At 56.9% G+C, this 23482-nt stretch carries 25 protein-coding genes; 21 read left to right on the top strand and 4 right to left on the bottom strand.

Features of this window, described 5'->3' with window-relative positions:
• The first annotated feature begins 90 nt into the window (after nt 1-90).
• On the top strand, nt 91-723 hold the full coding sequence (locus tag Q0746_RS03955) for a hypothetical protein (protein ID WP_298257416.1): 633 nt from the start codon (nt 91-93) through the stop codon (nt 721-723).
• 47 nt (nt 724-770) lie between these two features.
• Here Q0746_RS03955 and Q0746_RS03950 read toward each other — a convergent pair whose 3' ends face one another.
• Nucleotides 771-893: an entericidin, EcnA/B family gene (locus Q0746_RS03950; RefSeq protein WP_298257414.1), complete on the bottom strand. Its 123-nt coding sequence runs from the start codon at nt 891-893 to the stop codon at nt 771-773.
• A gap of 177 nt (nt 894-1070) precedes the next feature.
• On the opposite strand from Q0746_RS03950, the gene Q0746_RS03945 reads away from it, so the two are divergent.
• A complete protein-coding gene (locus tag Q0746_RS03945) occupies nt 1071-1259 on the top strand; it encodes a CTP synthetase (protein ID WP_298257412.1) in 189 nt (62 codons plus the stop codon).
• A 2-nt stretch (nt 1260-1261) separates the two neighbouring features.
• Here the strand turns inward: Q0746_RS03945 and Q0746_RS03940 are convergent, their stop codons facing one another.
• Both Q0746_RS03940 and Q0746_RS03935 read right to left on the bottom strand, forming a co-directional pair.
• Nucleotides 1262-1621, bottom strand: coding sequence for a DUF4157 domain-containing protein (locus tag Q0746_RS03940; RefSeq protein ID WP_298257410.1), 360 nt, complete (start codon nt 1619-1621; stop codon nt 1262-1264).
• A 77-nt stretch (nt 1622-1698) separates the two neighbouring features.
• Entirely contained in the window at nt 1699-2451 is a 753-nt protein-coding gene (locus Q0746_RS03935) for an alpha/beta fold hydrolase (RefSeq protein WP_298257408.1), read from the bottom strand.
• Between the two features lie 52 nt (nt 2452-2503).
• On the opposite strand from Q0746_RS03935, the gene Q0746_RS03930 reads away from it, so the two are divergent.
• The 3 genes from Q0746_RS03930 to Q0746_RS03920 all read left to right on the top strand — a co-directional run bounded on the left by Q0746_RS03930 (nt 2504) and on the right by Q0746_RS03920 (nt 4526).
• A complete protein-coding gene (locus tag Q0746_RS03930; RefSeq protein ID WP_298257406.1) occupies nt 2504-2875 on the top strand; it encodes a hypothetical protein in 372 nt (123 codons plus the stop codon).
• Nucleotides 2876-2988: 113 nt separating this feature from the next.
• Nucleotides 2989-3945, top strand: coding sequence for an NAD(P)-dependent oxidoreductase (locus Q0746_RS03925; protein WP_298257404.1), 957 nt, complete (start codon nt 2989-2991; stop codon nt 3943-3945).
• 59 nt (nt 3946-4004) lie between these two features.
• A complete protein-coding gene (locus Q0746_RS03920) occupies nt 4005-4526 on the top strand; it encodes a hypothetical protein (RefSeq protein WP_298257402.1) in 522 nt (173 codons plus the stop codon).
• 45 nt (nt 4527-4571) lie between these two features.
• Here the strand turns inward: Q0746_RS03920 and Q0746_RS03915 are convergent, their stop codons facing one another.
• Nucleotides 4572-6002: a Glu/Leu/Phe/Val dehydrogenase gene (locus Q0746_RS03915; RefSeq protein ID WP_298257400.1), complete on the bottom strand. Its 1431-nt coding sequence runs from the start codon at nt 6000-6002 to the stop codon at nt 4572-4574.
• Between the two features lie 324 nt (nt 6003-6326).
• On the opposite strand from Q0746_RS03915, the gene Q0746_RS03910 reads away from it, so the two are divergent.
• From Q0746_RS03910 to Q0746_RS03835, 16 genes are all read left to right on the top strand, one after another.
• The gene (locus tag Q0746_RS03910; protein ID WP_298257398.1) at nt 6327-7802 is read left to right on the top strand and encodes a TadE/TadG family type IV pilus assembly protein; all 1476 of its coding nucleotides are present in this window, start codon (nt 6327-6329) and stop codon (nt 7800-7802) included.
• A complete protein-coding gene (locus tag Q0746_RS03905; RefSeq protein WP_298257396.1) occupies nt 7799-8356 on the top strand; it encodes a TadE family protein in 558 nt (185 codons plus the stop codon). The genes Q0746_RS03910 and Q0746_RS03905 overlap by 4 nt, the downstream gene beginning before the upstream one ends.
• Nucleotides 8353-8937, top strand: a complete 585-nt coding sequence (locus Q0746_RS03900) for a pilus assembly protein (RefSeq protein WP_298257394.1) — start codon at nt 8353-8355, stop codon at nt 8935-8937. Before Q0746_RS03905 ends, Q0746_RS03900 begins: the two co-directional genes overlap by 4 nt.
• 106 nt (nt 8938-9043) lie before the next feature.
• Nucleotides 9044-10297 (top strand): sarcosine oxidase subunit beta family protein, encoded by a 1254-nt coding sequence (locus tag Q0746_RS03895; RefSeq protein ID WP_298257392.1) that lies wholly within the window; start codon nt 9044-9046, stop codon nt 10295-10297.
• Between the two features lie 9 nt (nt 10298-10306).
• Nucleotides 10307-10567 (top strand): sarcosine oxidase subunit delta, encoded by a 261-nt coding sequence (locus tag Q0746_RS03890; protein WP_298257390.1) that lies wholly within the window; start codon nt 10307-10309, stop codon nt 10565-10567.
• Nucleotides 10564-13470, top strand: coding sequence for a sarcosine oxidase subunit alpha family protein (locus Q0746_RS03885; RefSeq protein ID WP_298257388.1), 2907 nt, complete (start codon nt 10564-10566; stop codon nt 13468-13470). Before Q0746_RS03890 ends, Q0746_RS03885 begins: the two co-directional genes overlap by 4 nt.
• Complete coding sequence (locus Q0746_RS03880) at nt 13463-13996, top strand: sarcosine oxidase subunit gamma (RefSeq protein ID WP_298257386.1); 534 nt, start codon at nt 13463-13465, stop codon at nt 13994-13996. The genes Q0746_RS03885 and Q0746_RS03880 overlap by 8 nt, the downstream gene beginning before the upstream one ends.
• Nucleotides 13997-14059: 63 nt before the next feature.
• Entirely contained in the window at nt 14060-16039 is a 1980-nt protein-coding gene (gene dnaG / locus Q0746_RS03875) for a DNA primase (RefSeq protein WP_298257384.1), read from the top strand.
• Nucleotides 16040-16138: 99 nt separating this feature from the next.
• The gene (gene rpoD, locus Q0746_RS03870; RefSeq protein WP_298257382.1) at nt 16139-18112 is read left to right on the top strand and encodes an RNA polymerase sigma factor RpoD; all 1974 of its coding nucleotides are present in this window, start codon (nt 16139-16141) and stop codon (nt 18110-18112) included.
• A gap of 91 nt (nt 18113-18203) precedes the next feature.
• On the top strand, nt 18204-18695 hold the full coding sequence (locus Q0746_RS03865) for a hypothetical protein (RefSeq protein WP_298257380.1): 492 nt from the start codon (nt 18204-18206) through the stop codon (nt 18693-18695).
• 54 nt (nt 18696-18749) lie between these two features.
• Nucleotides 18750-19190 (top strand): DCC1-like thiol-disulfide oxidoreductase family protein, encoded by a 441-nt coding sequence (locus tag Q0746_RS03860; protein ID WP_298257378.1) that lies wholly within the window; start codon nt 18750-18752, stop codon nt 19188-19190.
• Nucleotides 19183-20832, top strand: coding sequence for an SDR family oxidoreductase (locus Q0746_RS03855; protein ID WP_298257376.1), 1650 nt, complete (start codon nt 19183-19185; stop codon nt 20830-20832). Before Q0746_RS03860 ends, Q0746_RS03855 begins: the two co-directional genes overlap by 8 nt.
• Nucleotides 20829-21245, top strand: a complete 417-nt coding sequence (locus Q0746_RS03850; protein ID WP_298257374.1) for a secondary thiamine-phosphate synthase enzyme YjbQ — start codon at nt 20829-20831, stop codon at nt 21243-21245. The genes Q0746_RS03855 and Q0746_RS03850 overlap by 4 nt, the downstream gene beginning before the upstream one ends.
• 106 nt (nt 21246-21351) lie before the next feature.
• Entirely contained in the window at nt 21352-21819 is a 468-nt protein-coding gene (gene nrdR / locus Q0746_RS03845; RefSeq protein WP_298257372.1) for a transcriptional regulator NrdR, read from the top strand.
• Nucleotides 21820-21823: 4 nt separating this feature from the next.
• Nucleotides 21824-22930 (top strand): bifunctional diaminohydroxyphosphoribosylaminopyrimidine deaminase/5-amino-6-(5-phosphoribosylamino)uracil reductase RibD, encoded by a 1107-nt coding sequence (gene ribD / locus Q0746_RS03840; RefSeq protein WP_298257370.1) that lies wholly within the window; start codon nt 21824-21826, stop codon nt 22928-22930.
• Between the two features lie 233 nt (nt 22931-23163).
• A complete protein-coding gene (locus Q0746_RS03835) occupies nt 23164-23451 on the top strand; it encodes a hypothetical protein (RefSeq protein WP_298257368.1) in 288 nt (95 codons plus the stop codon).
• Nucleotides 23452-23482: the final 31 nt, after the last annotated feature.

The raw sequence follows: 23482 nt of genomic DNA, 5'->3' as shown, positions 1-23482 counted from the left end.
TCACGGCGGGTGGGCGGCAGCGTTTTGCAAAGCAAAGCGCGTGCCCATACCTAGGAAAGGTTTCCAGGCTAACTTTTGGGATACAAAGAAATGAGTAACGTGAGCAGCGGTACTAAGGATATACTGACAGTTGCAGATATCAGGCAGCGACTTGATCGCGAGTTATGTGTATTGTTGACTAGTTTAGCTTTTTGTGAGGAATACCTAAGTAGGCCTAGTTTAACCGATCCTCCTTTGCCTTTGACCCTTCAACGTAAATCGCTTCTCGATATTTTTTATGCATTTGAAGACGCTGCGTACCTAGCTGCGGCAAGGTTATGGGATGAAGATACCGATGCGATTACTTTAGTATCAGCTAAGAAATTGATTTCAAACGATATAAAAGATATTTGGCAGGCGAGGTACGAGGAGCTAAACGAAGATTCGAAAATTGTTCGGGTTAATTTACTGAATTACCGAGATGAAGAGCTTGGACACAATTTAATGGTTTGTAGAAGGCGTTTTAGGGCCGGAGAAGATAGTACCTACTCAAAAAAGGGCGAACTTCACGATTTCATCGTATCATCTACAAAATTACTATTCGACGCGCTTAATCCTACGATGCAAAACGCTGGAAATGATGAGGCAGCGATGGCGAAATTCAAGCTTAAATTTTCCCAGGCTCGTTGGTCACATGTTGCGTTGCTTAACATGTTTGACAACATAAAAGGCTCAATGAGTTAGTCGTCGGAGGTTTCGGGTACTAGACATGTGAAATCTCCCGCCGCCACCTACAAAGCCCGCTTAACCGCCCGCGCGGCTCCGCTCACGTCCTTCCCGATGCCCTCGACCGTTTCGCAGGCGGTCAGCGCCAGTATTGCGGTCAGACATAGGATGCTTTTGCGTGTGATCATCTGCTTGGGCCTTTGGTTTTGGTGTTTTGCGCAACTTTATCAAAGCTCTGTCGTTGCATCTAGGTGCGGGTGTCGAGGTAGGCTCAAACCCGCGCATGGGCATATGACCCAGATCAAAGTGGGGGCGGGCGCATCGGGGTATGACGCTTGCGTAACGACTACGAAGGAGTCCCTGCCATGTTCCGCCTTGCTGCAATCCTGTTCTCAATGACGTCCACAACCCTTGCGGGCATTGGTGTGATCGCCGTGTTGAGCATGGGGTATGACACTTGGGTGCCGATCGTGGCGGCCGCTGCGGTGGGGTTCGTGCTTTCGATCCCCGCCACTTGGTGGCTGGCCAAGCAGATCACCGCCAAGATCGTCTGAGCCTAACGGTTCGACGCGTCGCTGGAGGCGTTGGCTTTGCGGATGAAGAACGCGTTCTTTTGGGCCGCGCGTTCCAAATCGTTGATGGATTTGTCCACCGAGCCTTGCGACAGCGCATGCGTGAGCTCATGCCCCAGCAACTTTTTGGGCGCTGATTTGGCGTCACTGCCAGCCCCCACGATGCTGTTGTCTGGGTTGGTCATGGCGCGCGCGCCCATGTTTTTGGCGACCTCTGCGGCCCCGAGCTGCACCAATAGCTGTAGGGAATCCTTATGAGACATGCCCAGCTGCGCGGAAATAGATTGGATCGCCTGATTGGTTTTCGGGTCGGTGGTCGGTGCGCCGTCGGACGGTTTGCCCATGAGAAATACTCCTGTAAAATACGGGGTTACGATAGGACGCGGGCGACCTCAGGGTCAAGTCTGGGGCGGTCGTGGGCCTAGGTGTTTAGAAAAACCCGCACCGCGGCTTCAAACTCTCGCGGTTTTTCGGCGTGCAACCAATGTCCCGCGTCGGGGATTTTGGCAAACTTGGCCTGCGGAAACAGAGCCTTTATGCGCGGGCGGTCCTCGGGTTTGACATAGTCGGAATTGGCCCCAGACAGGAACAAGGCGGGCGCGTCAAAGCGGCCGTCGATGTCTGGAAAGCCTACGATTTTTCCCATCTCGCCGGATAGGACATCAAGGTTTAGCCGCCATGTCTTTGTTGCCAGATCAAAGGATTGCGCCAAGAATTCCGGCACGCCAGCCTCAAGCCCTGTGAGTTGCTCCAACAAATCCGAGCGGCGCTCGATCTTGCTGAAATCCACGCTCCGCATGGCTGCGATGGGCCCCATCTGTGTGTGCGCATAGGGGGTGGGACCGATGTCCGCGATGACAAGTTTGCGCAGCAACTCGGGGCGTGACAGCGCCAAAACCATTGCCGCCTTCCCCCCCATTGAGTGGCCAAGAACGTCCATGGGCGCGCCGATGGTTTCGATCACCTTTGCCAAATCTTTGGCCAAGTCTTCATAGCTGTGGCTGGCGTCCCAAAAGCTGTGGGCATGGTTGCGCATGTCAACGACCACAGTTTTGCTACGGTCAGACAGGCGTTTTGCGATCACGCCCCAGTTGCGGGCTGATCCGAACAATCCGTGGGCGATTAATAGAGGCGCGGCGGCATCATCGGTGCCAAAAGTCGTGTAGTTGAGCATAGGCCAAGCCCTAGCAGCTTCCAGTCTGTCGTGGAAGTGGCTAGGGAAGGGTATGGAAAAGGTTGTTGTAGAGCAGTTGGTTGAGCGGGTTTTTGTGCTGTTGCGCGAAAAACTTGGCATGCGGGGCGGATCCTTGGAGGTGCGCGTGCGGCGGGCGGGGCGCTCTTTGCCGCGTCAGGTGCGCTTGGCCGCGCAAGAGCTGGTCAACGCCGAGCGCATGTCGAAGGAGCCAAAAATGCTTCTGCGCCTTGATCCACATCGCGTGAGCACTGCCTATAGTGTCTGCATTGCCCATCTCGAGGCCATTGACGAAAAGGCCGTGAAGGTCAAAGCAGCATTCGGGTTCGCTGCATCACTCATCGTGCAAGTGTTGGTTATCGGCGGGATTGCCTTGGCTGTGCTGCGTTGGCGGGGATTTTTGTAGTTTCGTCATCTTGCCCCTGCGGCGTGCTTCGCTTTTCCGAGGCCGCGTCGGAATTGGAACAGACGGGTCGCAATACGCCTTTCACCATCTCCTGAACAACGGGAGGAAAATAAATGCGTGTTGGTTTTATCGGTTTGGGCAATGTCGGGGGTAAGTTGGCCGGGTCTTTGTTGCGCAACGGGCTCGACGTCACTGTGCGCGACCTTGACGAGGATCTGGTGGCGGCTGCGATGGAAAAGGGGGCCAAATCAGCCGGTAGCCCGCGCGAATTGATGCAGGCCTGCGATGTCGTGATCACGTGTTTGCCCCACCCGTCAATTTCGGCAGAGGTCGTTGAAGGAAAGGACGGGTTAATCGAAGCAATGGGGCCAGGCAAAATCTGGATGGAGATGTCGACCACCGACGAGGCAGAGGTCAAACGCCTCAGTGCGTTGGTGTCTAAAACCGGTGCGACGGCGGTGGATTGCCCCGTGTCTGGGGGGTGTCACAGGGCAGATACGGGAAATATCTCAATCTTTGCGGGATGTGACCGTGCGACTTTCGAAAGAATACTGCCCTTGCTGACCACTTTGGGGCGGCGGGTTTTGCACACGGGGGACGTCGGGTCGGCCTCGGTGTTGAAGGTTTTGACCAATTACCTCGCCACGGCCAACCTGATTACCTGCGCAGAAGCATTAACGGTCGCCAAAGGGGCGGGGATGGACTTGAATGTGGCCTATGAGGCGATGAAAATCTCCTCCGGCACATCTTTCGTCCATGAGACCGAAAGTCAGGTCATTTTGAACGGATCTCGCGACATTTCATTTACCATGGACCTTGTGTTGAAGGACATCGGTTTGTTTCAAGAGGTCGCCGATCGTGCGGGAATCCCCTTGGAGGTAAACCCGCTCATGATTGAAATTTTTAAGGACGGGATTGCGCGCTATGGCCCGCGCGAGTTGTCCCCCAATATTGTCAAACGCTTGGAGGATGCAACGGGGCTGGACATCACAGCGCCGGGGTTTCCGGCTGAAATGGTTGACGAGGAACCCGAAGAGGCCGGATATGAGGTGGTGCCAAATCGAGGCTGAGGGCTAGCGCCGCAAGGCGAGTTTCGCTAAGCGGGAGATGTGCAATTGAAAGCGAGCCCATGACTGACACCAAGAATGAACCGCGCTCTGAAGTGATTGCGGGGTTGATCCCCTCCGCCCCGCGCCGATTGTTCGGGACCGTGGTTTTATATGCGTTGGGGGCTTTGCTATTATATCTTGTCGCCGTGGAGCCACCTGCCGGTTTGCATTTGGTGTTTCTGTTGATCGTTTTGGGTCTGGCGGCGCTCTATGGCGGCTACAAAATGTGGGACGTGACAGGGCATATGATCGAACTGACGGACGATGAGTTGCGCTTGTCAGATGGTCGCGTCATTTTCCGAATGGAAGATGTGTTGAAGGTGGACCGCAGCTTCTTCGCGTTTAAGCCGTCCAACGGGTTTTTGGTGACCCTGAAAGTTCCGTATCCGAATGCTTGGGCGCCGGGGCTGTGGTGGCGGTTTGGCAAACGTATTGGCGTGGGTGGTCTGACCTCTGGCGCCGAAGGGAAGCTCATGGCGGATACATTGGCCGCGATGATTGCAGAACGCGATGGTCTGATTGATTTGGATGGTCTGCGCTAGCCAAGACGGGCAGGGCGCATATCGCGCCCCACCCGATTGTGACGGCTACAGCCCCTTGGCGCGGTAGCTGCTGGAAATCCGGTCGATAGCGACCAAATAGGCCGCGATGCGCAAGTCATGGACATCCTCGCGCCCGTGCCAGACCGCACGCATCGCCTGATAGGCCGTTCGCATGGTGTCATCCAACCCAGAACGCACGAGCTCAATCTCACCGGCACCGCGCAAGAAGCGCGCCTTGAAATCAGGGCTCAACTCCCATCCAAGGCCTTTGTCACCTGACAGGCGTTCCAGCTCGTTGATCAACAATAGGTGCTGTGCCTCTTCTTGGCGTTTCCCCATCCGGCCAAAGCGAATGTGGCTTAAGTTTTTGACCCATTCGAAGTAGGACACTGTCACACCGCCCGCATTGGCATAGAGGTCTGGAATGACCACGCACCCTTTTTCGCGCAGAATGTCATCCGCGCCAGAGGTGATCGGACCATTCGCGGCCTCGATGATCAGCGGGGCCTGAATACGCTCCGCGTTGGACAGGTTGATAACCCCTTCCAGTGCCGCCGGAATCATGATGTCGCAGGCGGCTTCCAGAACACTCGCACCGTCTTCGACATAGGTTCCTTCGGGGCAGCCTTTGACGCCCCCGTTCTCGGCGATCCACGCATGAACGGCCTCGACGTTTAAGCCTGCGTCACTAGTCAGGGCGCCGTCCCGTTCGATGATGCCCACAATCTTGGAGCCATCTTCTTCCGACAGGAATTTTGCGGCGTGATAGCCCACATTTCCCAACCCTTGAACGACAATGCGCTTGTCTTTGAGTGTCCCCTCAAGGCCAGCCGCCGCGATGTCTTCTGGATAGCGGAAGAACTCCTGCAAAGCATATTGCACGCCTCGGCCGGTCGCCTCTACACGCCCTGCGATACCACCGGCATTCAACGGCTTGCCTGTGACACAAGCGCGGGCGTTGATTTCGGTGGTGTTCATGCGGGCATATTGGTCGGCAATCCATGCCATTTCGCGTTCGCCGGTTCCCATGTCTGGGGCGGGGACGTTTTGGCTGGGGCTAATCAAGTCACGTTTGGCCAACTCATAGGCAAAGCGACGGGTGATTTGCTCCAGTTCGTGCTCATCCCATTCCCGCGGATCAATGCACAGCCCGCCCTTGGAGCCACCGAAAGGTGTTTCCACAAGCGCACATTTGAAAGTCATCAAAGCCGCAAGCGCTTCAACTTCGTCTTGGTGCACATTGGGGGCAAAGCGGATGCCGCCTTTTACAGGTTCCATATGTTCGGAATGAACGGCGCGGTATCCTGTAAAAGTGTGAATCTGGCCTCGCAACCGAACACCGAACCGTACGGTATAGGTCGCGTTGCAGACTCTGATCTTGTTCTCCAGTCCCGGTGGCAGATCCATTAGGGCCACAGCCCGATTGAACATCAGTTCAACGGATTCACGGAAAGAGGGTTCGTTTGGTGTGCTCATGTATGTCTCCTGACACGGCAGGTGTTAATAAACTGCTTAAATTTTGGGCGGCTTATAAAGTTAACCTAGACGCGGTTTCTACGTAACGTAAGTGGTTTTTGATCTATCGGCTCCGGATTGGCTGATTCCGTACAATTGGTCACTCATTGGTGAACGTGCAGGAACAATACCTAACAGACCGTTGAAAAGTTGCCGAAAACACCGATTAAAGGCCCCAATTCCGCCCAATTTCGCCAAATTCTAGCCACAGTGATGGGGCTTAGTAGGTTTTGGACGAATTGCGTCCGGTGACAAAGCACGTGCTGGTGCTAGGGAAGGTCAGTCATGAGTGACAAGCGTAATGAATGTAGCGAGATCTCCAATGGTTTGGGGCAAAACGCAGGGTTTCTGGCCCAAGTAAAAATGCGGCTTGCAGGCCGTACCCGTGGATTCGCCCGCGAAGAAAGCGGCACGATGCTGATCTTCGGGCTGACAATTTTCATGATGGTCCTTGTCGCGACGGGCATGGCCATTGACTTTATGCGCCACGAAAACATGCGCTCGCGATTGCAAGCGACTTTGGATCGCGCTGTTCTTGCGGCCGCTGATCTGGACCAGACAAATGATCCCCAAGAGGTCGTCGAAGACTATTTCGCCAAATCCGGCCTCAGCGGGTATGACCTAACCGTGGATGTGACCGAAGGGCTGAACTTCCGGACCGTGCGTGCGGATGCCTCCAGCCAAGTTGACAGCATGTTCTTGAATATGGTCGGCATCGGGAGCCTTGACGCCCCAGCGGGCGGTGCTGCCGAGGAGCGGATCAACCAAGTCGAAATTTCCTTGGTGCTTGATATCTCGGGTTCCATGGATGATCGCGACAAGCTGGAAAACATGCAGCAAGCTGCGAATGAATTCGTGGACACATTGATTACGCCTGACACAAAAGATCTGATTTCCATATCGGTGATCCCTTACACAGGGCAAACCAACGCAGGTGAGGCGCTGTTCGACGCGCTGAATGTGAACCAAGTGCACGGCTACTCGCATTGCGTGGAGTTCGAGGCCAGCGACTTCACAACCGTGCCTTTGAGCTTTTCCAAGCAGTATCAACAAGCCCAGCACTTTGAGTACTCCAGCCTATACTATGGGTCTTCTTATGGCTATCGCATTCAAAACCCTTGGTGCTCAGACAAGTCTCATGAGGAAATCAAGCTGTTCCAGAACGATGTGAATTTCCTTAAGAACACGATCAACCAATACCAACCCAGAACCGCGACAGGCATTCACTATGCCATGAAGTGGGGCGCGGCGTTGCTGGATCCGAACATGCGGCCGGTTGTGGATGCCCTGATCAGCTCTGGTGATGTTGACCCGGCGTTCTCTGGCCGTCCGGTGGACTATGATGACGAAGAAACCGTGAAGGTCATCGTGCTGATGACTGACGGGATGAACGTGAACCAATACCGGATCAAAAGCTGGGCGTATAACTCCACGTCCGAGCGCCGCCAGTGGAACAAATACGCTTTGTTCTATTTCCTCAATAACTTTGTGCGCTGGTACGACCGGAATAAGTTCTACTACCAGAAGTACGGTTCTGTTACTGCGGATAACCGGTTGCACGATATTTGCGACGCATCAAACGATGCAGGGATCGTGGTGTTCAGTATCGGTTTCGAAATCAGCGCCAATGCTTATGCGTCGGAAGTCATGAGCGAATGTGCGACAACAGATAGCCACTTCTATGCAGTGGAAGGTGTTGAAATCAGTGATGCTTTCGGGGCCATTGCCAAAACAATTAACCAGTTGAGATTGATCCAATGATGTCATGTAAGCCATCACTCTTCTTGCGCTCTCTGCGTCGCCTTATGGGGCGTGAAGACGGGAACGCAACGATTGAGTTCGCCATCTTGTTCCCAGCCTTCATGTTGGTCTTCATGTCAATTTTCGAGATCGGGATGCTGATGACCCGCTACATGATGTTTGATCGGGCTCTGGATGTGGCGGTGCGTGAAGTGCGCATTTCGAGCAATCGCGCGTTTACGCAAGATCAGGTGAAGCAATTGCTATGCTCTCAGACGGTCATCTTGAGAAACCACTGCCTTGACGATTTGACACTTGAGATGGTGCGGGTGGATGAGGACGATCAGAACTGGGACTTCCCTACGGGGGCGACACCTTGCCGGAACCACGCCGACAATGTGATCCCTGCCACCGCGTTTGATACCGGTGAGGCGAATGATGTGATGTTCTTGCGGGCCTGTATGTCGATTGTGCCATTCTTCCCGACGGCTGCCTTGGGGGAGTATCTAACGCGCGATTCCCATGGGCGATTGAACATGATTGCGATGTCGGCCTTTTCGGTGGAGCCTGAATGATGAAACAGCTTTTGCAAAAAACCGCTGCCCCGTTTGCGCAGTTCATACGTGATACTCGGGCCTCTGCGACCGTTGAGGCCGTGCTGATCCTGCCGCTGCTTATGGCATGGTTTGTGGGGGGCTTTGTGTTCTTCGACGGGTTCAAGAACCGCAACACTGCGCTTAAGGCCACCTATACAATTGGCGATATTCTGTCACGCCGGACCAATGGCGCCACGGAGCAATATATCAACAACTTGCAGGACCTCTACGACTCGCTGGCCTATACGTCTGGCACCTCGGCGTTGCGGGTCACGAGCTTGACGTGGAACGGGAAAAAACACCGCGTTCTGTGGTCCCATTCGACCAAAGGTACCTTGTCTGTACAGACGAATGACACCGTGCGGGGATCTGCGTTCAGGAACCGTATCCCGTTGATGGCCATAGGAGAGCGTGTGATCTTGGTTGAGTCATTCACCGACTACAATCCGGCGTTTAACATTGGCTGGGGTCACCGCGTGTTTGAGAACTTTGTGGTAACCTCCCCTCGCTTTGCGTCTTGCTTGTCTTGGGACAATGGCGTGGATGTGCCTAGCTGCTAGGCACAAGCGACGCATGTGTCGCTGTGATACAAATCAATGTCGGGCAGGGTCTTCCACTCTGCCCGTTTTGCTGTTTTTCTACCCGTGGTGACCACGGGAGACTGCAATGGGCTACAATGCCTTTCAAATCCTCAAACAAGGACTAACCGGCAATAAGGGGTGGCGTCCTGTTTGGCGGGACCCCGAGCCGAAGTCGGAATACGACGTGATCATCATTGGCGGAGGGGGGCACGGCTTGGCCACCGCCTATTACCTGGCCAAAAACCACGGCATCAAAAACATCGCGGTGCTCGAGCGCGGCTACATCGGGGGAGGGAATGTTGGCCGGAACACCACCATTGTGCGCGCCAACTACTTCCTTCCAGGGAACTCCGAATTCTATTCCCATTCCCTCAAGCTGTGGGAAAGCATGGAGCAGGAGCTGAACTTCAACACGATGCATTCGGGGCGGGGGTTGATAAACCTGTTCCACTCAGACGGTCAGCGCGACGCCTTCGCGCGGCGCGGGAATATGATGCGCAACCAAGGCGATGACGCGATCCTTTTGGACCGCGAAGGTGTGCGCAGACATCTGCCCTATCTCGATTTTGAAAATCACCGCTTTCCTGTTTACGGTGGCCTTTACCATCCGCGCGGTGGAACGGCCCGCCATGATGCGGTGGCTTGGGGGTATGCGCGCGGTGCGGATCAACTGGGCGTCGACATTATCCAGCAATGCGAAGTCACCGACATCGATGTCAAAGACGGGGCGGTTCAGGGGGTGCAGACCTCACGAGGGACCATTCGTGCCAAAAGGGTGGGGATCGTGGTGGCTGGGCGTTCGTCCCAAGTGGCAGCCATGGCGGGGCTGGAGGTGCCCATCGAAAGTCACATCCTGCAGGCCTTCGTGTCCGAGGGCCTGAAGCCCACGGTCGACCATGTGGTGAGCTTCGGCATGGGGCACTTCTATCTCAGCCAGTCTGACAAGGGTGGTTTGGTCTTTGGCGGAGACTTGGATTTCTACGCCTCCTATGCCCAACGCGGTAACCTGCCGATGATGGAGCATGTGATGGAGGCGGGCATGTCCCTTGTCCCCGCATTGGGCAAGGCCAAGGTGCTTAGATCATGGGGTGGGATCATGGATATGACGCCGGACGGCTCTTTCATCATTGATCGCACCGAAGTCGACGGCCTCTATATGGATTGCGGCTGGTGCTACGGAGGCTTCAAGGCGGTGCCTGCGTCCGGCTGGTGCATGGCGCATCTGATGGCTGAGGATAAGCCGCATGAGGTGGCTGAACGTCACACTTTCGATCGCTTCCGCACAGGCCACGACCTGATGGACGAAGAGGGCACCGGCTCTCAACACAATCTGCACTGAGGACGAGACATGCGTATCAAATGCCCAATCTGCGGTGATCGTGACCGGCGCGAGTTTTACTACCTCGGAGCGTCTGATTACCTGAACCGTCCCGCCGAGGGCGATTTGGATGCGATCCATAAGTACCTGCACATCCGCGAGAACCCTGCGGGTGTCACGAAAGACCTTTGGCACCACGAGGCGGGCTGTTCCAGTTGGCTGCTGCTGGAACGCAACGTGACCACCCATGAAATTCTAAGCGTGGAACTGGCATCCGAGGTGGCGAAATGAGGCTGGATAACAAAGGCCTGATCGACCGCTCCGAGCGGCGCAGCTTCACCTTCAATGGCAACAGCTACGCCGGTTTCAAGGGCGATACGCTGGCCTCAACGTTGCTGGCAAATGATATCCATCTTGTGGGCCGCTCGTTCAAATACCACCGCCCACGCGGGCTGATGTCTGACGGCACTCAAGACCCGAACGGGCTGGTTGAGTTGCACCAAGGGGATCAGATCACTCCGAATTTACGGCTGACAGGGCAAGAACTTGTAAACGGTCTCGATATCCGGTCGCAAAACCACCTTGGCAGTCTTGAGTGGGATCTGTTGGAGGTGAACGACCTGCTGTCGCCATTTCTAAGTGCCGGATTTTACTACAAAACCTTCATGTGGCCGAAGGCCTTTTGGGAAAAGATATATGAGCCGGTCATCCGCCGCGCCGCAGGGCTCGGACGCCTGTCGATGGCGCAGAATTCGGATCGCTATGACAAGGCTTTCGCCTTTTGTGACGTGCTGGTTGTGGGCTCCGGCCCCGCGGGAATCATGGCGGCGCTGACGGCGGCCAAAGCGGGCGCGCAGGTGATTTTGGCCGAAGAAGACTTCGAGTTTGGCGGGCGTCTGAATTCCGAGACCTTTGAGGTCGATGACATGCCCGCGCACCTCTGGGCGCGAGACCAAATCGCCAAGCTGGCCGAGATGGACAATGTCCGCCTGATGAAACGCACCACCGTGACGGGGGCCTATGACGGGGGCACCTATGGGGCGGTGGAGCGCGTGTCGCATCACGTCTCGCAGGCGGGCGGCGCCCCGTTGGAAACGTTCTGGCGTATCGTGGCCAAAGGGTGCGTCTATGCAGCGGGTGCTATGGAGCGCCCGATTGCGTTTCAAAACAACGACCGTCCTGGCGTGATGATGGCATCCGCCGTGCGGGGGTATCTCAACAGGTATGGTGTGGCGGCGGGCAAACGCGTGGCGCTGTTTGGCAATAATGATGATGCCTTTCGAACGGCGCGCGATCTGTCGGAGGCTGGCGTGCATATCGTGGCCTATGTGGACAGCCGCGCCGACGCCGAGATTTCGGGCAACTTCCCGATCTACAAAGGCGCTCATGTGACCAATGTGAAGGGGCGCAAGCTGGTTGAAGGTGTCACGATTTCAGGCGTGGGCGATATCATGGCCGATTGCTTGGGCGTGTCGGGGGGCTACAACCCGACGGTGCATTTGCCCTGCCACATGAATGGTCGCCCGCAATGGAATGAAAAGATTGCGGCCTTCATCCCCGTGCCCAACATGGTGCAGGGGATGGAGGTCGCAGGCGCGGCGGGCGGCAGCTTCTCGACAAAGGCCTGTCTTAAATCCGGCATCTTTCGCGCGAAGGAAGTGTTGAAAACACTGGGATTGGATGCCCGCGCGCCAAACTGCCCAAATGCGCAAGATGAGCCAACGCGGATTTCTCCGCTTTGGGCCGTGCCTGGAAAAGGGCGGGCGTGGCTGGATTTCCAAAACGACGTGACGGTGAAGGATGTGAAACTTGCCGCGCAGGAGAATTTCAAATCCGTCGAACACATGAAGCGCTACACCACCCAAGGCATGGCACCAGATCAGGGGAAAAGCAGCAATGTCAACGCATTGGCAGTGCTCGCGGATGCAACAGGGCGCGGAATTTCCGAGACCGGCACCACCACTTTCCGCCCGCCATATACTCCCATTGCCATCGCCGCATTGGGAGGCACTGGCCAAGGCATGGGATTTGCTCCGCAGCGGTTCACAACCTCCGACCCCGAGAGCCGCAAGCTGGGGGCTCCTATGGTTGAGGCTGGGCTGTGGTACCGCCCCAGCTACTTTCCCAAGGACGGGGAAACCCATTGGCGGCAATCTTGCGACCGCGAGGTCGCTATGGTGCGTTCCTCGGTGGGGATCGCGGATGTGTCCACCTTGGGGAAAATCGACATTCAAGGACCGGACGCCGGCGCTTTCCTCGACTTTCTTTACATAAACACGTTTTCCACCCTGAGGCCGGGCATGGTCCGCTATGGCATCATGTTGCGCGAGGACGGGCATGTCATGGATGACGGAACCACGGCATGTATCGCGGAAAATCACTATGTGATGACCACGACAACCGCTGCCGCCGCGCAGGTGATGCGGCATTTGGAATTCGTGTCGCAATGTTTGCGTCCGGACCTTGATGTGCAGTTCATCTCCATCACCGAAGCTTGGGCGCAATTCGCAATTGCTGGGCCTAAGTCACGCGATCTTTTGGCGCAGGTGTTGGACAATGCGCCCAACTTGCCCTTCATGGGCTGTGCAGAGGTCTCAATCGGTGGGGTTACAGCGCGGCTGTTTCGCATCTCGTTTTCGGGGGAGCATGCCTATGAGTTGGCCGTTCCGGCCCGTTTTGGGGAAAGCCTGTTCAAAGGCCTGCTGGATCATGCGGAGGGCTTGGACGGCGGGGCGTACGGGATGGAAGCCCTCAATGTGATGCGCATCGAGAAGGGCTTCCTAACCCATTCTGAAATTCACGGGCGGGTGACGGCTGGGGATGTGGGAATGGGCATGATGATGTCCCAGAAGAAGGATTTCATTGGCAAAACGGCGGCTATGCGTTCGGGGCTAAATGAGAACCGCGAAGAGCTTGTCGGCCTGAAACCGGTGGGGGCGGTGAAGGAATTGAACGCTGGGGCATTTTTCTTTGAGCTGGACGACGCGCCCCTTCGTCAAAACCAACAGGGCTACACCACCTCGGTTGGCTTCTCGCCCATGTTGGGCATGATCGGTTTGGGGTTTCTTAAAAACGGGCGCGCGCGCCACGGCGAGGTGTTGAAACTTGTCGATCATTTGCATGACGTCACCACGCGGGTTGAAATTTGTCACCCCGTGTTTCTTGATCCACAAGGGAGCAAAGCGCGTGATTGATCTAAAAGCCAAATCAGCCGCCCACGGAATGTTTCCGCTGCGCTTAGGCGCATTATCCGCCGATGAGGCGGCATCGCGCCCCATCTTCTCCATCGCCCCCTTCAAGGGGAGCAAGGTGGATGCGGCGCTCGTCAAGGCATTGGGCATCGGGTTGCCGGACGCAGGGGCGTCCACGCGCAAAGGAGATGTTGAAATTCTTTGGGTGGGGCGGGGGCAGTATTTCCTCATCGGGGCAGCTGCTCCGAAGCTTCCTGCGGCGGTAACGGATCAGTCGGACGCATGGTGTTCGGTGCGGCTTGCGGGGGAAGAGGCTGGGGCCGTCATGGCGCGGCTTTGCCCAGTGCAGCTGGACCAGTTGCAGGAGGGTCAGGTCGTGCGTTCCCTTGTGGGGCATATGAGCGCGATTATCGTGAAGCGTTCGGGCGGATTCGAGGTCATGGTGTTCCGCGCTTTTGCCAAGACGCTGGCGGACGAGTTGCGTGCCGCGATGGTGTCGGTCAATGCGCAGGCGGCCCTGCCAGATTAAATCCACAGGAAATCTGCGGCGGGTCACTGGACTTTGAGGGCCAGCGGCCCGATATTCTGGTCTATGAGCTTGCCACCCGGTTTCCTTGATGAATTGCGCGAACGTGTCTCCATCTCTCAGGTGGTGGGGCGCAAGGTCATGTGGGACACGCGCAAGTCCAACCCCGGGAAGGGAGACATGTGGGCCCCATGCCCGTTTCATCAGGAAAAATCGGCCAGCTTTCACGTCGATGACCGTAAGGGCTATTACTACTGCTTCGGCTGCCAAGCCAAAGGCGACGCCCTTGGATTTATTCAAGAAACCGAGAATGTGCCCTTCATGGAAGCGGTGCAGATCATGGCGCAGGAAGCCGGCATGACAATGCCCGCCCGTGATCCTCAGGCGCAAAAGAAATCCGACCGTCGCACCCAATTGGCGGAGGTCATGGAGCAGGCGACGCAGTTCTACCGCCTTCAGTTGAATTCAGGCGCTGGATCGGCGGCGCGTGACTACATCAACAAACGCGGGCTGTCGCAGCAAACTCAGGACCAATTCGACATCGGGTTTGCGCCTGACGGGTGGCAAAACCTTTGGGACCATCTGACCGGCAAGGGCGTGGCGGAGGAACTGATCCTAGCCGCTGGGCTGGCCAAAGCCTCTACCAAGGGGGGCAAGCCCTATGACACCTTCCGCAACCGCATCATGTTCCCCATCCGTGACCCGCGCAAAAGATGCATCGCCTTTGGTGGGCGGGCCATGGACCCCAATGACAACGCCAAATACCTGAACTCCCCCGAGACGGAACTCTTCGACAAGGGGCGCAGCCTGTATAATCACGGCCCCGCCCGTGAAGCCGCAGGCAAAGGGGAGCCATTGATTGTGGCGGAAGGCTACATGGACGTCATTGCGCTTTCGGCCGCGGGGTTGAAATCTACCGTCGCGCCCTTGGGGACTGCCGTAACCGAGACCCAGTTGCAGCTTTTGTGGCGCATCTCGCCCGAGCCGATCATCGCATTGGACGGAGACGCGGCGGGGATCAGAGCCGCGATGAGGCTGATTGATCTGGCGTTGCCAATGTTGTCGGCTGGCCAATCGATGCGGTTTTGCGTTTTGCCCGAAGGATTGGACCCTGACGATTTGATCAAAACCCAAGGCGTGGAGGCCATGCGCCATTTGGTCGATAACTCCAAACCCTTGGTGCATCTGCTGTGGCAGCGCGAAACCGAAGGCAAGATTTTCGACAGCCCTGAGCGGCGCGCTGCGTTGGATCAATCCCTGCGCGGAGCACTCAAGAAGATCAGCGATGGCAACCTGCGCAGCCATTACGGCCATGAGATCAAACGATTGCGGTCCGAATTGTTCGGCCTGACCCCATCGGCGTCGGCAGAGGGGGGACGTGAATGGCAGCCCAGCCGCGAGCGCACGCCGTGGAAGGGCAAGGGCAAAGGCAAAGGCAAATTTCCCGACAAAGGCGTGGCCGTGGCCTCGACCAAGAATTCACTGCTGGCGCAAAGCACGGATGTCGAGACCCGCGTGCGCGAGGCGGTGATCCTGGCGATCTTGATCTCGCATCCTGTCTTGCTGTCCGAGTTTCTGTCCGATCTGGAGGTTTTGGATCTGCATGGTGAGGATCACCGGATGATTCTCGCGGCGCTATTGCGGCACGGGGAGGAGACCGATTCGGATCACCTTAAAAACATTTTGACCGCAGAGATCGGACCGGCCCCACTTGAAAAGCTCTGGTCGCTTAGCCATGTGCAGATTGCGCCTGCTGTTCGAGCAGGGGCAGACCTGAAATTAACCCGCATGACCATGGCCGAAGAATTGGCCAAGCTTGAGGCCCGCCGTGGCATCAAACGCGAGATAGAAGATGCCGTTGAAGACCTTGCAGGCGTGGCCGATGAGGCCCTGACATGGCGTGTCGGGCAGGCCGCAGAAGCCCGCAATAATTCGATGCGCAGCGCGGGCATTTCTGACGGGGGCGACGGGGAAGACCGTGGTTCTATGTCGGACTACTTGCAGTCGCTCATCGATGGTGAGATTTGGGTAAAGAAGGGGCAGTAACCCTGCCTTAGAAACCGACGTGCGAATCACTATGATTCGCGGTATTGATTCGGAGATGATTCGCGCGAATCACTCTTTTGCGCTTTTGGGAGACACTTCATGGCCAAAGATACCGACGATCAGACGCAAGCCCGAGAGGATGCTGCGGCAGGCCTCGATATGAGCCAAGCTGCCGTCAAAAAGATGATCGCCGAAGCGCGTGTGCGTGGATACATCACCTATGACCAGCTCAATCAGGTGCTTCCGCCCGAGCAGGTCGCCTCCGAGCAGATCGAGGATGTGATGTCGATGTTGTCCGAAATGGGCATCAACATCATCGAAGAAGAGGAAGATGATTCCGCCAAGGATCTGGTTGAAGTCGATGGTGCGGCCAAGGAAGTTGTCCTGTCGTCCTCCACCACAGAAGTTTTGGACCGTACCGATGATCCGGTCCGCATGTATTTGCGCGAAATGGGCTCGGTTGAGCTGCTGTCGCGTGAAGGCGAAATTGCCATCGCCAAGCGCATCGAGGCTGGCCGCAACACGATGATTGCCGGCCTGTGCGAAAGCCCGCTGACCTTTCAGGCGATCACCATCTGGCGCGACGAGCTTTTGTCCGAGGACATTTTGCTGCGCGATGTGATCGATTTGGAAACCACCTTTGGCGACACGCTGGAGGAAGAGGGGGATGAAACCGAAGCGGTTGTGCCTTCTCCTTTGGCGGGGGGGGAGTCGAAACCGGCCGAAACCACGCAAGAGCTCGACGCGGATGGCAACCCGATTGCCAATGACGATGACGACGAAGACGAAGATGAGCAGGCCAACATGTCGTTGGCGGCGATGGAAGCGGCCCTAAAGCCTCGTGTGCTGGAAACGCTTGACCTGATCGCCAATGATTACACCAAGCTGGCTGATATGCAGGATCTGCGGATTTCGGCGACGATCAATCACGATGACACCTTCTCCAAGAAGGAAGAAAAAGAATACCAGCACTTGCGCTCCGAGATCGTTGAAATGGTGAATTCGCTTCACCTGCACAACAACCGGATCGAGGCGTTGATTGACCAGCTTTACGGCATCAACCGTCGCATTATGTCGATCGATTCAAGCATGGTGAAGCTGGCTGACCAAGCGCGCATCAACCGTCGCGAGTTCATCGACGAATACCGTGGCTATGAATTGGACCCAGGTTGGGTTGAGCGCATCACAGCCAAAACCGGCCGTGGCTGGACAGCCCTGATGGAGCGGTCCCGCGAGAAGGTCGAAGACTTGCGCGCCGAGATGGCGCAAGTGGGTCAATATGTCGGCGTCGACATCACCGAGTTTCGCCGCATCGTGCAGCAAGTTCAAAAGGGCGAAAAAGAAGCCCGTCAGGCCAAGAAGGAAATGGTCGAGGCCAACCTGCGTCTCGTGATTTCCATCGCCAAGAAATACACCAACCGCGGGCTGCAATTCCTTGATCTCATTCAGGAAGGCAACATCGGCCTGATGAAGGCCGTTGATAAGTTCGAATACCGTCGTGGGTACAAGTTCTCTACCTATGCGACATGGTGGATCCGTCAGGCGATCACCCGCTCGATCGCTGACCAAGCGCGCACGATCCGTATTCCGGTTCATATGATCGAGACGATCAACAAGCTGGTCCGGACCGGTCGCCAAATGCTGCACGAAATTGGCCGCGAGCCAACGCCGGAAGAATTGGCCGAAAAGCTGCAAATGCCACTTGAGAAAGTGCGCAAGGTTATGAAGATCGCGAAAGAGCCGATCTCCTTGGAAACGCCCATCGGTGACGAGGAAGATTCGCAACTGGGCGATTTCATCGAGGACAAGAATGCCGTGCTGCCGTTGGACAGCGCCATTCAGGAAAACCTCAAAGAGACCACAACCCGCGTATTGTCGTCCCTGACCCCGCGCGAGGAACGTGTGCTTCGGATGCGTTTCGGCATCGGGATGAACACTGACCACACATTGGAAGAGGTCGGCCAGCAGTTCAGCGTGACACGGGAGCGTATTCGTCAAATCGAAGCCAAAGCGCTTCGCAAGCTGAAGCACCCTTCAAGATCGCGCAAGCTGCGCAGCTTCTTGGACCAGTAAATTAAAGCGCCCTTTGGGGCGCTTTTTTGTGCCATCCGGCGAATGTCTTTGCGTAAGAACGCGCCGTTGAAATCCGGGGTTTCCTAAAGCTATGTACCGACTTCTTGTCCTTTCAATCATATGTATCGCTCCGAAAGCTGCGGTTGCGGGGTGCGCGCCGAACCTGACGTCTTTGCTAACCTGCACGATGTCGTCAGGGCAGAAGGTCTTGGATGTCTGCACTGACGGGTCATATGTTTTGTACCGCTTTGGGAAGACTGGCCAGACGCCCGAAATCGAGCTTCTCGACGCAGTCCGCACAGTGAACTACACGCCGTGGGCCGGTGTCAGCTCGTCGATCTGGGAAAGCGTGTCTTTCAACAATGGCGACTATACCTACGAGGCCTATAGCTCCACACGACGAAACACGGATGCACCGGATGTGGCGGGTGGTGTCGAAGTTTCCCAATCGGGCAAGAACATCGCGTCTTTGCAATGCGACGCGGGCAGCGTTGAGACCAACATCGATGCTTTGTTCGGCCAGCGAGAGGACGCAGGGCTTTGCTATGATTACCCGACATTCCGTTGGAAAGAGTGCCAGTGACCTGCGACATTGTTCCGCATACTTTTGTGGCATGTGCGGACTTAGCTGTTGTGTATGGCACAAATTGACCCAGACCCGAATGTGACGGCGCTGATCCTTGGGGCTGATGTGATCGTGTTTGACGGTCTGTGTGTGCTGTGCTCTGGGTTTTTGAAATTCATGCTGAAGCATGACCGCCGTCAACGCTTCCGGTTTGTCGTTGCGCAATCCGAGTTGGGGGAAAAGCTGTATTCTCACCTTGGCCTTAAATCCGCAGACTACGACAGCAATGTCGTCATTATTGACGGGCGCATCTATACCAAGCTGGATGCCTTTGCGGCGGCCATGGACGCGTTGGGCGGGCTATGGTCTGCGGCGAAACTGGTCCGCTTGTTGCCGCGTCCCGTGGCGGATTGGCTCTATGATCGCGTAGCCCGCAACCGCTATGCAGTGTTTGGCAAGACCGAGGCCTGCCTTGTCCCGACACCCGACATTCAGGACCGTTTCCTTGGCTAGATCAGTTCTTCTTCTTGGGGCGACGGGGTTGTTTGGCGGCCATCTGGCCCGTCAGCTGGCGGCGCGCGAAGACATAGCCTTGACGCTGGCCGGTCGCACGAAAGAGACGCTGGACGCCTTGGCCACAGAGTTGCGGGCCGATGTCGTCGTCTTTGACCGTGCAGATGTTGCGGCCGTTTCGTCTGCGCTTGAGCACGTGAGACCCTTTGCGGTGATTGATTGCTCTGGGCCGTTTCAAAGTTATGGGGCTGCTCCTTATGAATTCGCGAAGGCTGTGGTGCAGTCTCGTGCGCATTATCTGGACATCGCAGATGGGGCGGCCTTCGTTGCGGGGATCGTTGAGTTGGATGCGTTGGCGCGCGCGCAGGGTGTCTGTGTGTGGTCGGGGGCGTCGACGACACCGGCGCTTTCCTCCGCGATTGCCGCTGATTTGATCGACGGAATGGATCATGTCGACCTGATTGAGACCTCCATCCTTCCTGGCAATAAAACCCCGCGTGGCCTCTCGGTGATGCGGGCGATCTTGGGGCAGGTCGGGCGACCGTTTGAGCGAACCATTGGGGGCAGGATCAAGCGGTCATACGGCTGGGCCAACAGCATTCGGGTCGCGCCAACTGCCGGTGGGCAGACTTTGAGGCCGCGCTTGGCCGCACTTGTGGACACTCCTGACGCCGCCCTGTTTCCGCAACGCTTTAACGCAAGAACCGTGACAGCGCGTGCGGGGCTGGAGTTGGTGATGTTTCACCGCGCCCTCAGCCTTTTTAGGCATCTGGTTCCGGCTTTGGGCATTTCTACGCTGGAGCGGCTATCAAAGCCGTTGCTCAGCCTGTCCAACCTTTTTGTGGGTTTCGGGTCTGACAGCGGCGGGATGCGGGTGCGGGTGCAAGGACGGGCTGCGGGCCAATGCCAAGAACGTATCTGGGATATGATCATTCCTGACGGGCATGGGCCCAAAACTCCGGTGCAGCCTGCGGTGATTTTGCTCGATCAGTTGCTCATGGGGCAGGGTAGGGCTGGCGCAGGGCCGGCATTGGCGGCTTTCAGTCGCGCGCAGGCCGAAGCGCAACTGGCTCGTATTCATGCGGTCTGCGAGAGGCGGGATCGCGATATCTCCCCCATTTTTGCGCAAGCCCTTGGATCTGATTTTGCGGCATTGCCCAAGCCGGTTCAGATACTGCACAGCCCCAATTATCTGGATCGGTTTTCAGGACGCGCAGAGGTTGAAGTGGCCTCCAGTCTGCTGGGGAAGATCGCAGCACTTTGTGGCGGGTTCCCTTTGAAAGGCGGGAAGGTGCCCGCGCAGGTCGAAATTCTGGCCGATGGTCAGGCCGAGATCTGGACGCGCACTATCGGGGGGAAGCGGTTCCAATCCGTTCTGCGCTATGATCCGGCCATTGGTATGACGGAACAGTTCGGCCCGCTGCGCTTCGGGTTGAACCTTCGGGTGGTGGATGGCGCTTTGGAATTTCCGGTTGGCAAGGGGCGTGTGTTCGGGAAATTCGCGATTCCGCGGTTCTTGACCCCTGTTAGCGAAACCTCCGAGACGGTTGATGCGCAGGGGCGTTTCCAGTTTGATGTGCGTCTGAGTTTGCCCACGGGCGGATTGATCGTGCACTACAAAGGGTATCTGGAGCCGCAATGACTATCTTTACCATCCCCACCAAAGGGCAAGGCTTGTATGAATTCACCAGACAGGTGCAAAGCTGGCTGTCGGGGCAGCCCCCCGCTGACGGGCTGCTGACACTATTTGTCCGCCACACCTCTTGCTCGCTGTTGATCCAAGAAAACGCCGACCCCGAGGTCCAAGTCGATCTGCGCAACTTCTTTGCTCGCTTGGTGCCACCGACGAGCGATCCCAACATGTCCTATCTGACCCACACCTATGAAGGCCCCGATGATATGCCTGCGCATATTAAGGCGGCGATGATGCCGGTGTCGCTTAATATTCCGGTGAAACAGGGGCAGCTGGTCTTGGGGACATGGCAGGGTATCTATGTGTTCGAGCACCGCGATCACCCGCATGACAGGCAGGTCGTGGCGCATCTGTCTCACTAGGCGTAGGGGGGCGAATTGCCCTCTACCCAAAGTTTAGCGGACTGCCTATAGTGCCTGTGGATAACTGGGGGAAAACACCCAGACAGAGGATAGAGGGAAAAAAGCGATGCGCTGTCCATTTTGCGGTAATGTAGATACTCAGGTGAAGGACTCTCGTCCCGCCGAAGACCATGTAGCCATCCGCCGTCGCCGGTTTTGTCCGGCCTGTGGTGGTCGTTTCACCACCTATGAACGTGTGCAACTGCGCGATCTGGTCGTTATTAAGTCTTCCGGCAAACGCGAAGACTTTGATCGCGACAAGCTGGAGCGCTCTATTCGGATCTCCATGCAAAAGCGGCCAGTCGAGCCAGAGCGCATTGACCAGATGATTTCCGGCATCGTGCGCCGTTTGGAGAGCATGGGCGAGACCGACATTCAATCGCCCGCCATTGGCGAAATCGTGATGGAGGCCTTGGCCCGTATCGACACGGTTGCCTATGTGCGCTTTGCGTCGGTCTATAAGAACTTCCAAGCAGCTGATGACTTTGAGGAGTTCGTCTCCGAGTTGCGGCCGCCTTCTCTTAAAGACGACTAACCCCATGATGCAGCCTGATGACCAGCGGTGGATGGCCTTGGCCCTATCGCTGGGGGCGCGGGGGCTGGGCCAGACATGGCCCAACCCTGCGGTGGGCTGTGTGATTGTCAAAGACGGCCGTGTGCTGGCACGCGGCTGGACACAATCGGGTGGGCGCCCACATGCGGAACGTCATGCGCTGTCGCAATTGCCCGATGGCGCTGCGCGTGGGGCCACGGCTTACGTGACGCTGGAGCCCTGCTCTCATACCGGACAAACCTCTCCCTGTGCCTCGGCGCTGATCAATGCGGGCCTTGCCCGTGTGGTGGTGGCGACCGGTGACCCTGACCCGCGTGTCTCTGGCAGGGGGATTGCGATGTTGCTCGACGCGGGCCTTGAGGTGGTGACAGGTGTGTTGGATCAGCAGGCGCGCCAAGATCAGCAGGGCTTTTTGCAGCGGGTCACCACGGGGCGTCCGATGGTGACGTTAAAGCTGGCCTCTTCCTTTGATGGCCGCATCGCGACAGAGACCGGCGAAAGCCAGTGGATTACCGGACCTGCCGCGCGTCAGCAGGTGCAGGCCCTGCGTGCCAGTCATGATGCGGTGATGGTCGGTGGCAGCACCGCCCGCGAAGATCTGCCGTCCTTGACCCTGCGCGCGATGGGGCAGCGCCGTCAGCCGGTGCGGGTTGTGGTCAGCGCTGCGCTAAATATTCCCACGCATGGTCCCTTGGCCGAAGACGACAGCGCAGCACCGGTCTGGTTGATCCATGGCAGTGACGCGGCGCCGGCTGCACGTGATTTCTGGCGTGCGCGGGGGGCGACACTTATTGAGGTCGGGCAAGGCAGGGCGGGCCTAGATATGTCTGAGGCGGTTCTGGCCTTGGGGCAGGCGGGGCTGACCCGTGTGCTCTGCGAGGGGGGTGGTTCCTTGGCCGCGTCACTCTTGGAGGCCGATGTGGTCGACCAAGTGGTGGGCTTCACGGCGGGCGTTATGCTTGGCGCTACGGGATTACCCAGCCTTGGGCCGCTAGACTACAGCGGGCTTGAGGCCGCCCCACGATTCTCCTTGCGCAGTAATCGCAGGGTCGGCGAAGACACCATGCACATATGGCAGCGAGTCGCTGATTAGGCACCGCTCCGACGGTCATTTATTCCCAGTATTTCAGCGTTCTCACACTTCGTGAGCGGCTTTTCACACGCCTGTGATGCTATGGGCTGGTGCGAAGGCTCATTGTGCATTAGCGCACCAATTGGCGCAAATTATCACGCCCCCGTGCATTGTGCGTGAGGCCAACAAGGTCCAAATTAGGTTCATCAACGGCAACACGCCGAACACAACATACATCTTACGGAGTACTAGAAATGAAAACTGTAATCGCAACTTTGATCGCCCTGTCCGCAACCGCACCTGCATTTGCTGACGTATCTGACGCTCAGGCCTTCTTCGCAATGGGCAACGACTCTGCCGCTGAGCGCGTGGTTGGCGAAACATCCAAAGGCGACGCAAATGCTGCACTGTGGGCCGGCGTTTCCGCAAACGAAAGCGCAGCCGAGCAGAACATCACCCTGAGCGGCAACGACGTTTCCCGCAACGTTCACGCCTTCTTCGCACTGGGCAACGACTCTGCCGCTGAGCGTATCGTTAAGTAATCCTGATCAGTCCAGTCCCGGACTAAATCAG

This window comes from uncultured Litoreibacter sp. (assembly GCF_947487515.1).
Taxonomy (GTDB): domain Bacteria; phylum Pseudomonadota; class Alphaproteobacteria; order Rhodobacterales; family Rhodobacteraceae; genus Litoreibacter.
This window is presented reverse-complemented; position numbering and strand designations above follow the sequence as displayed.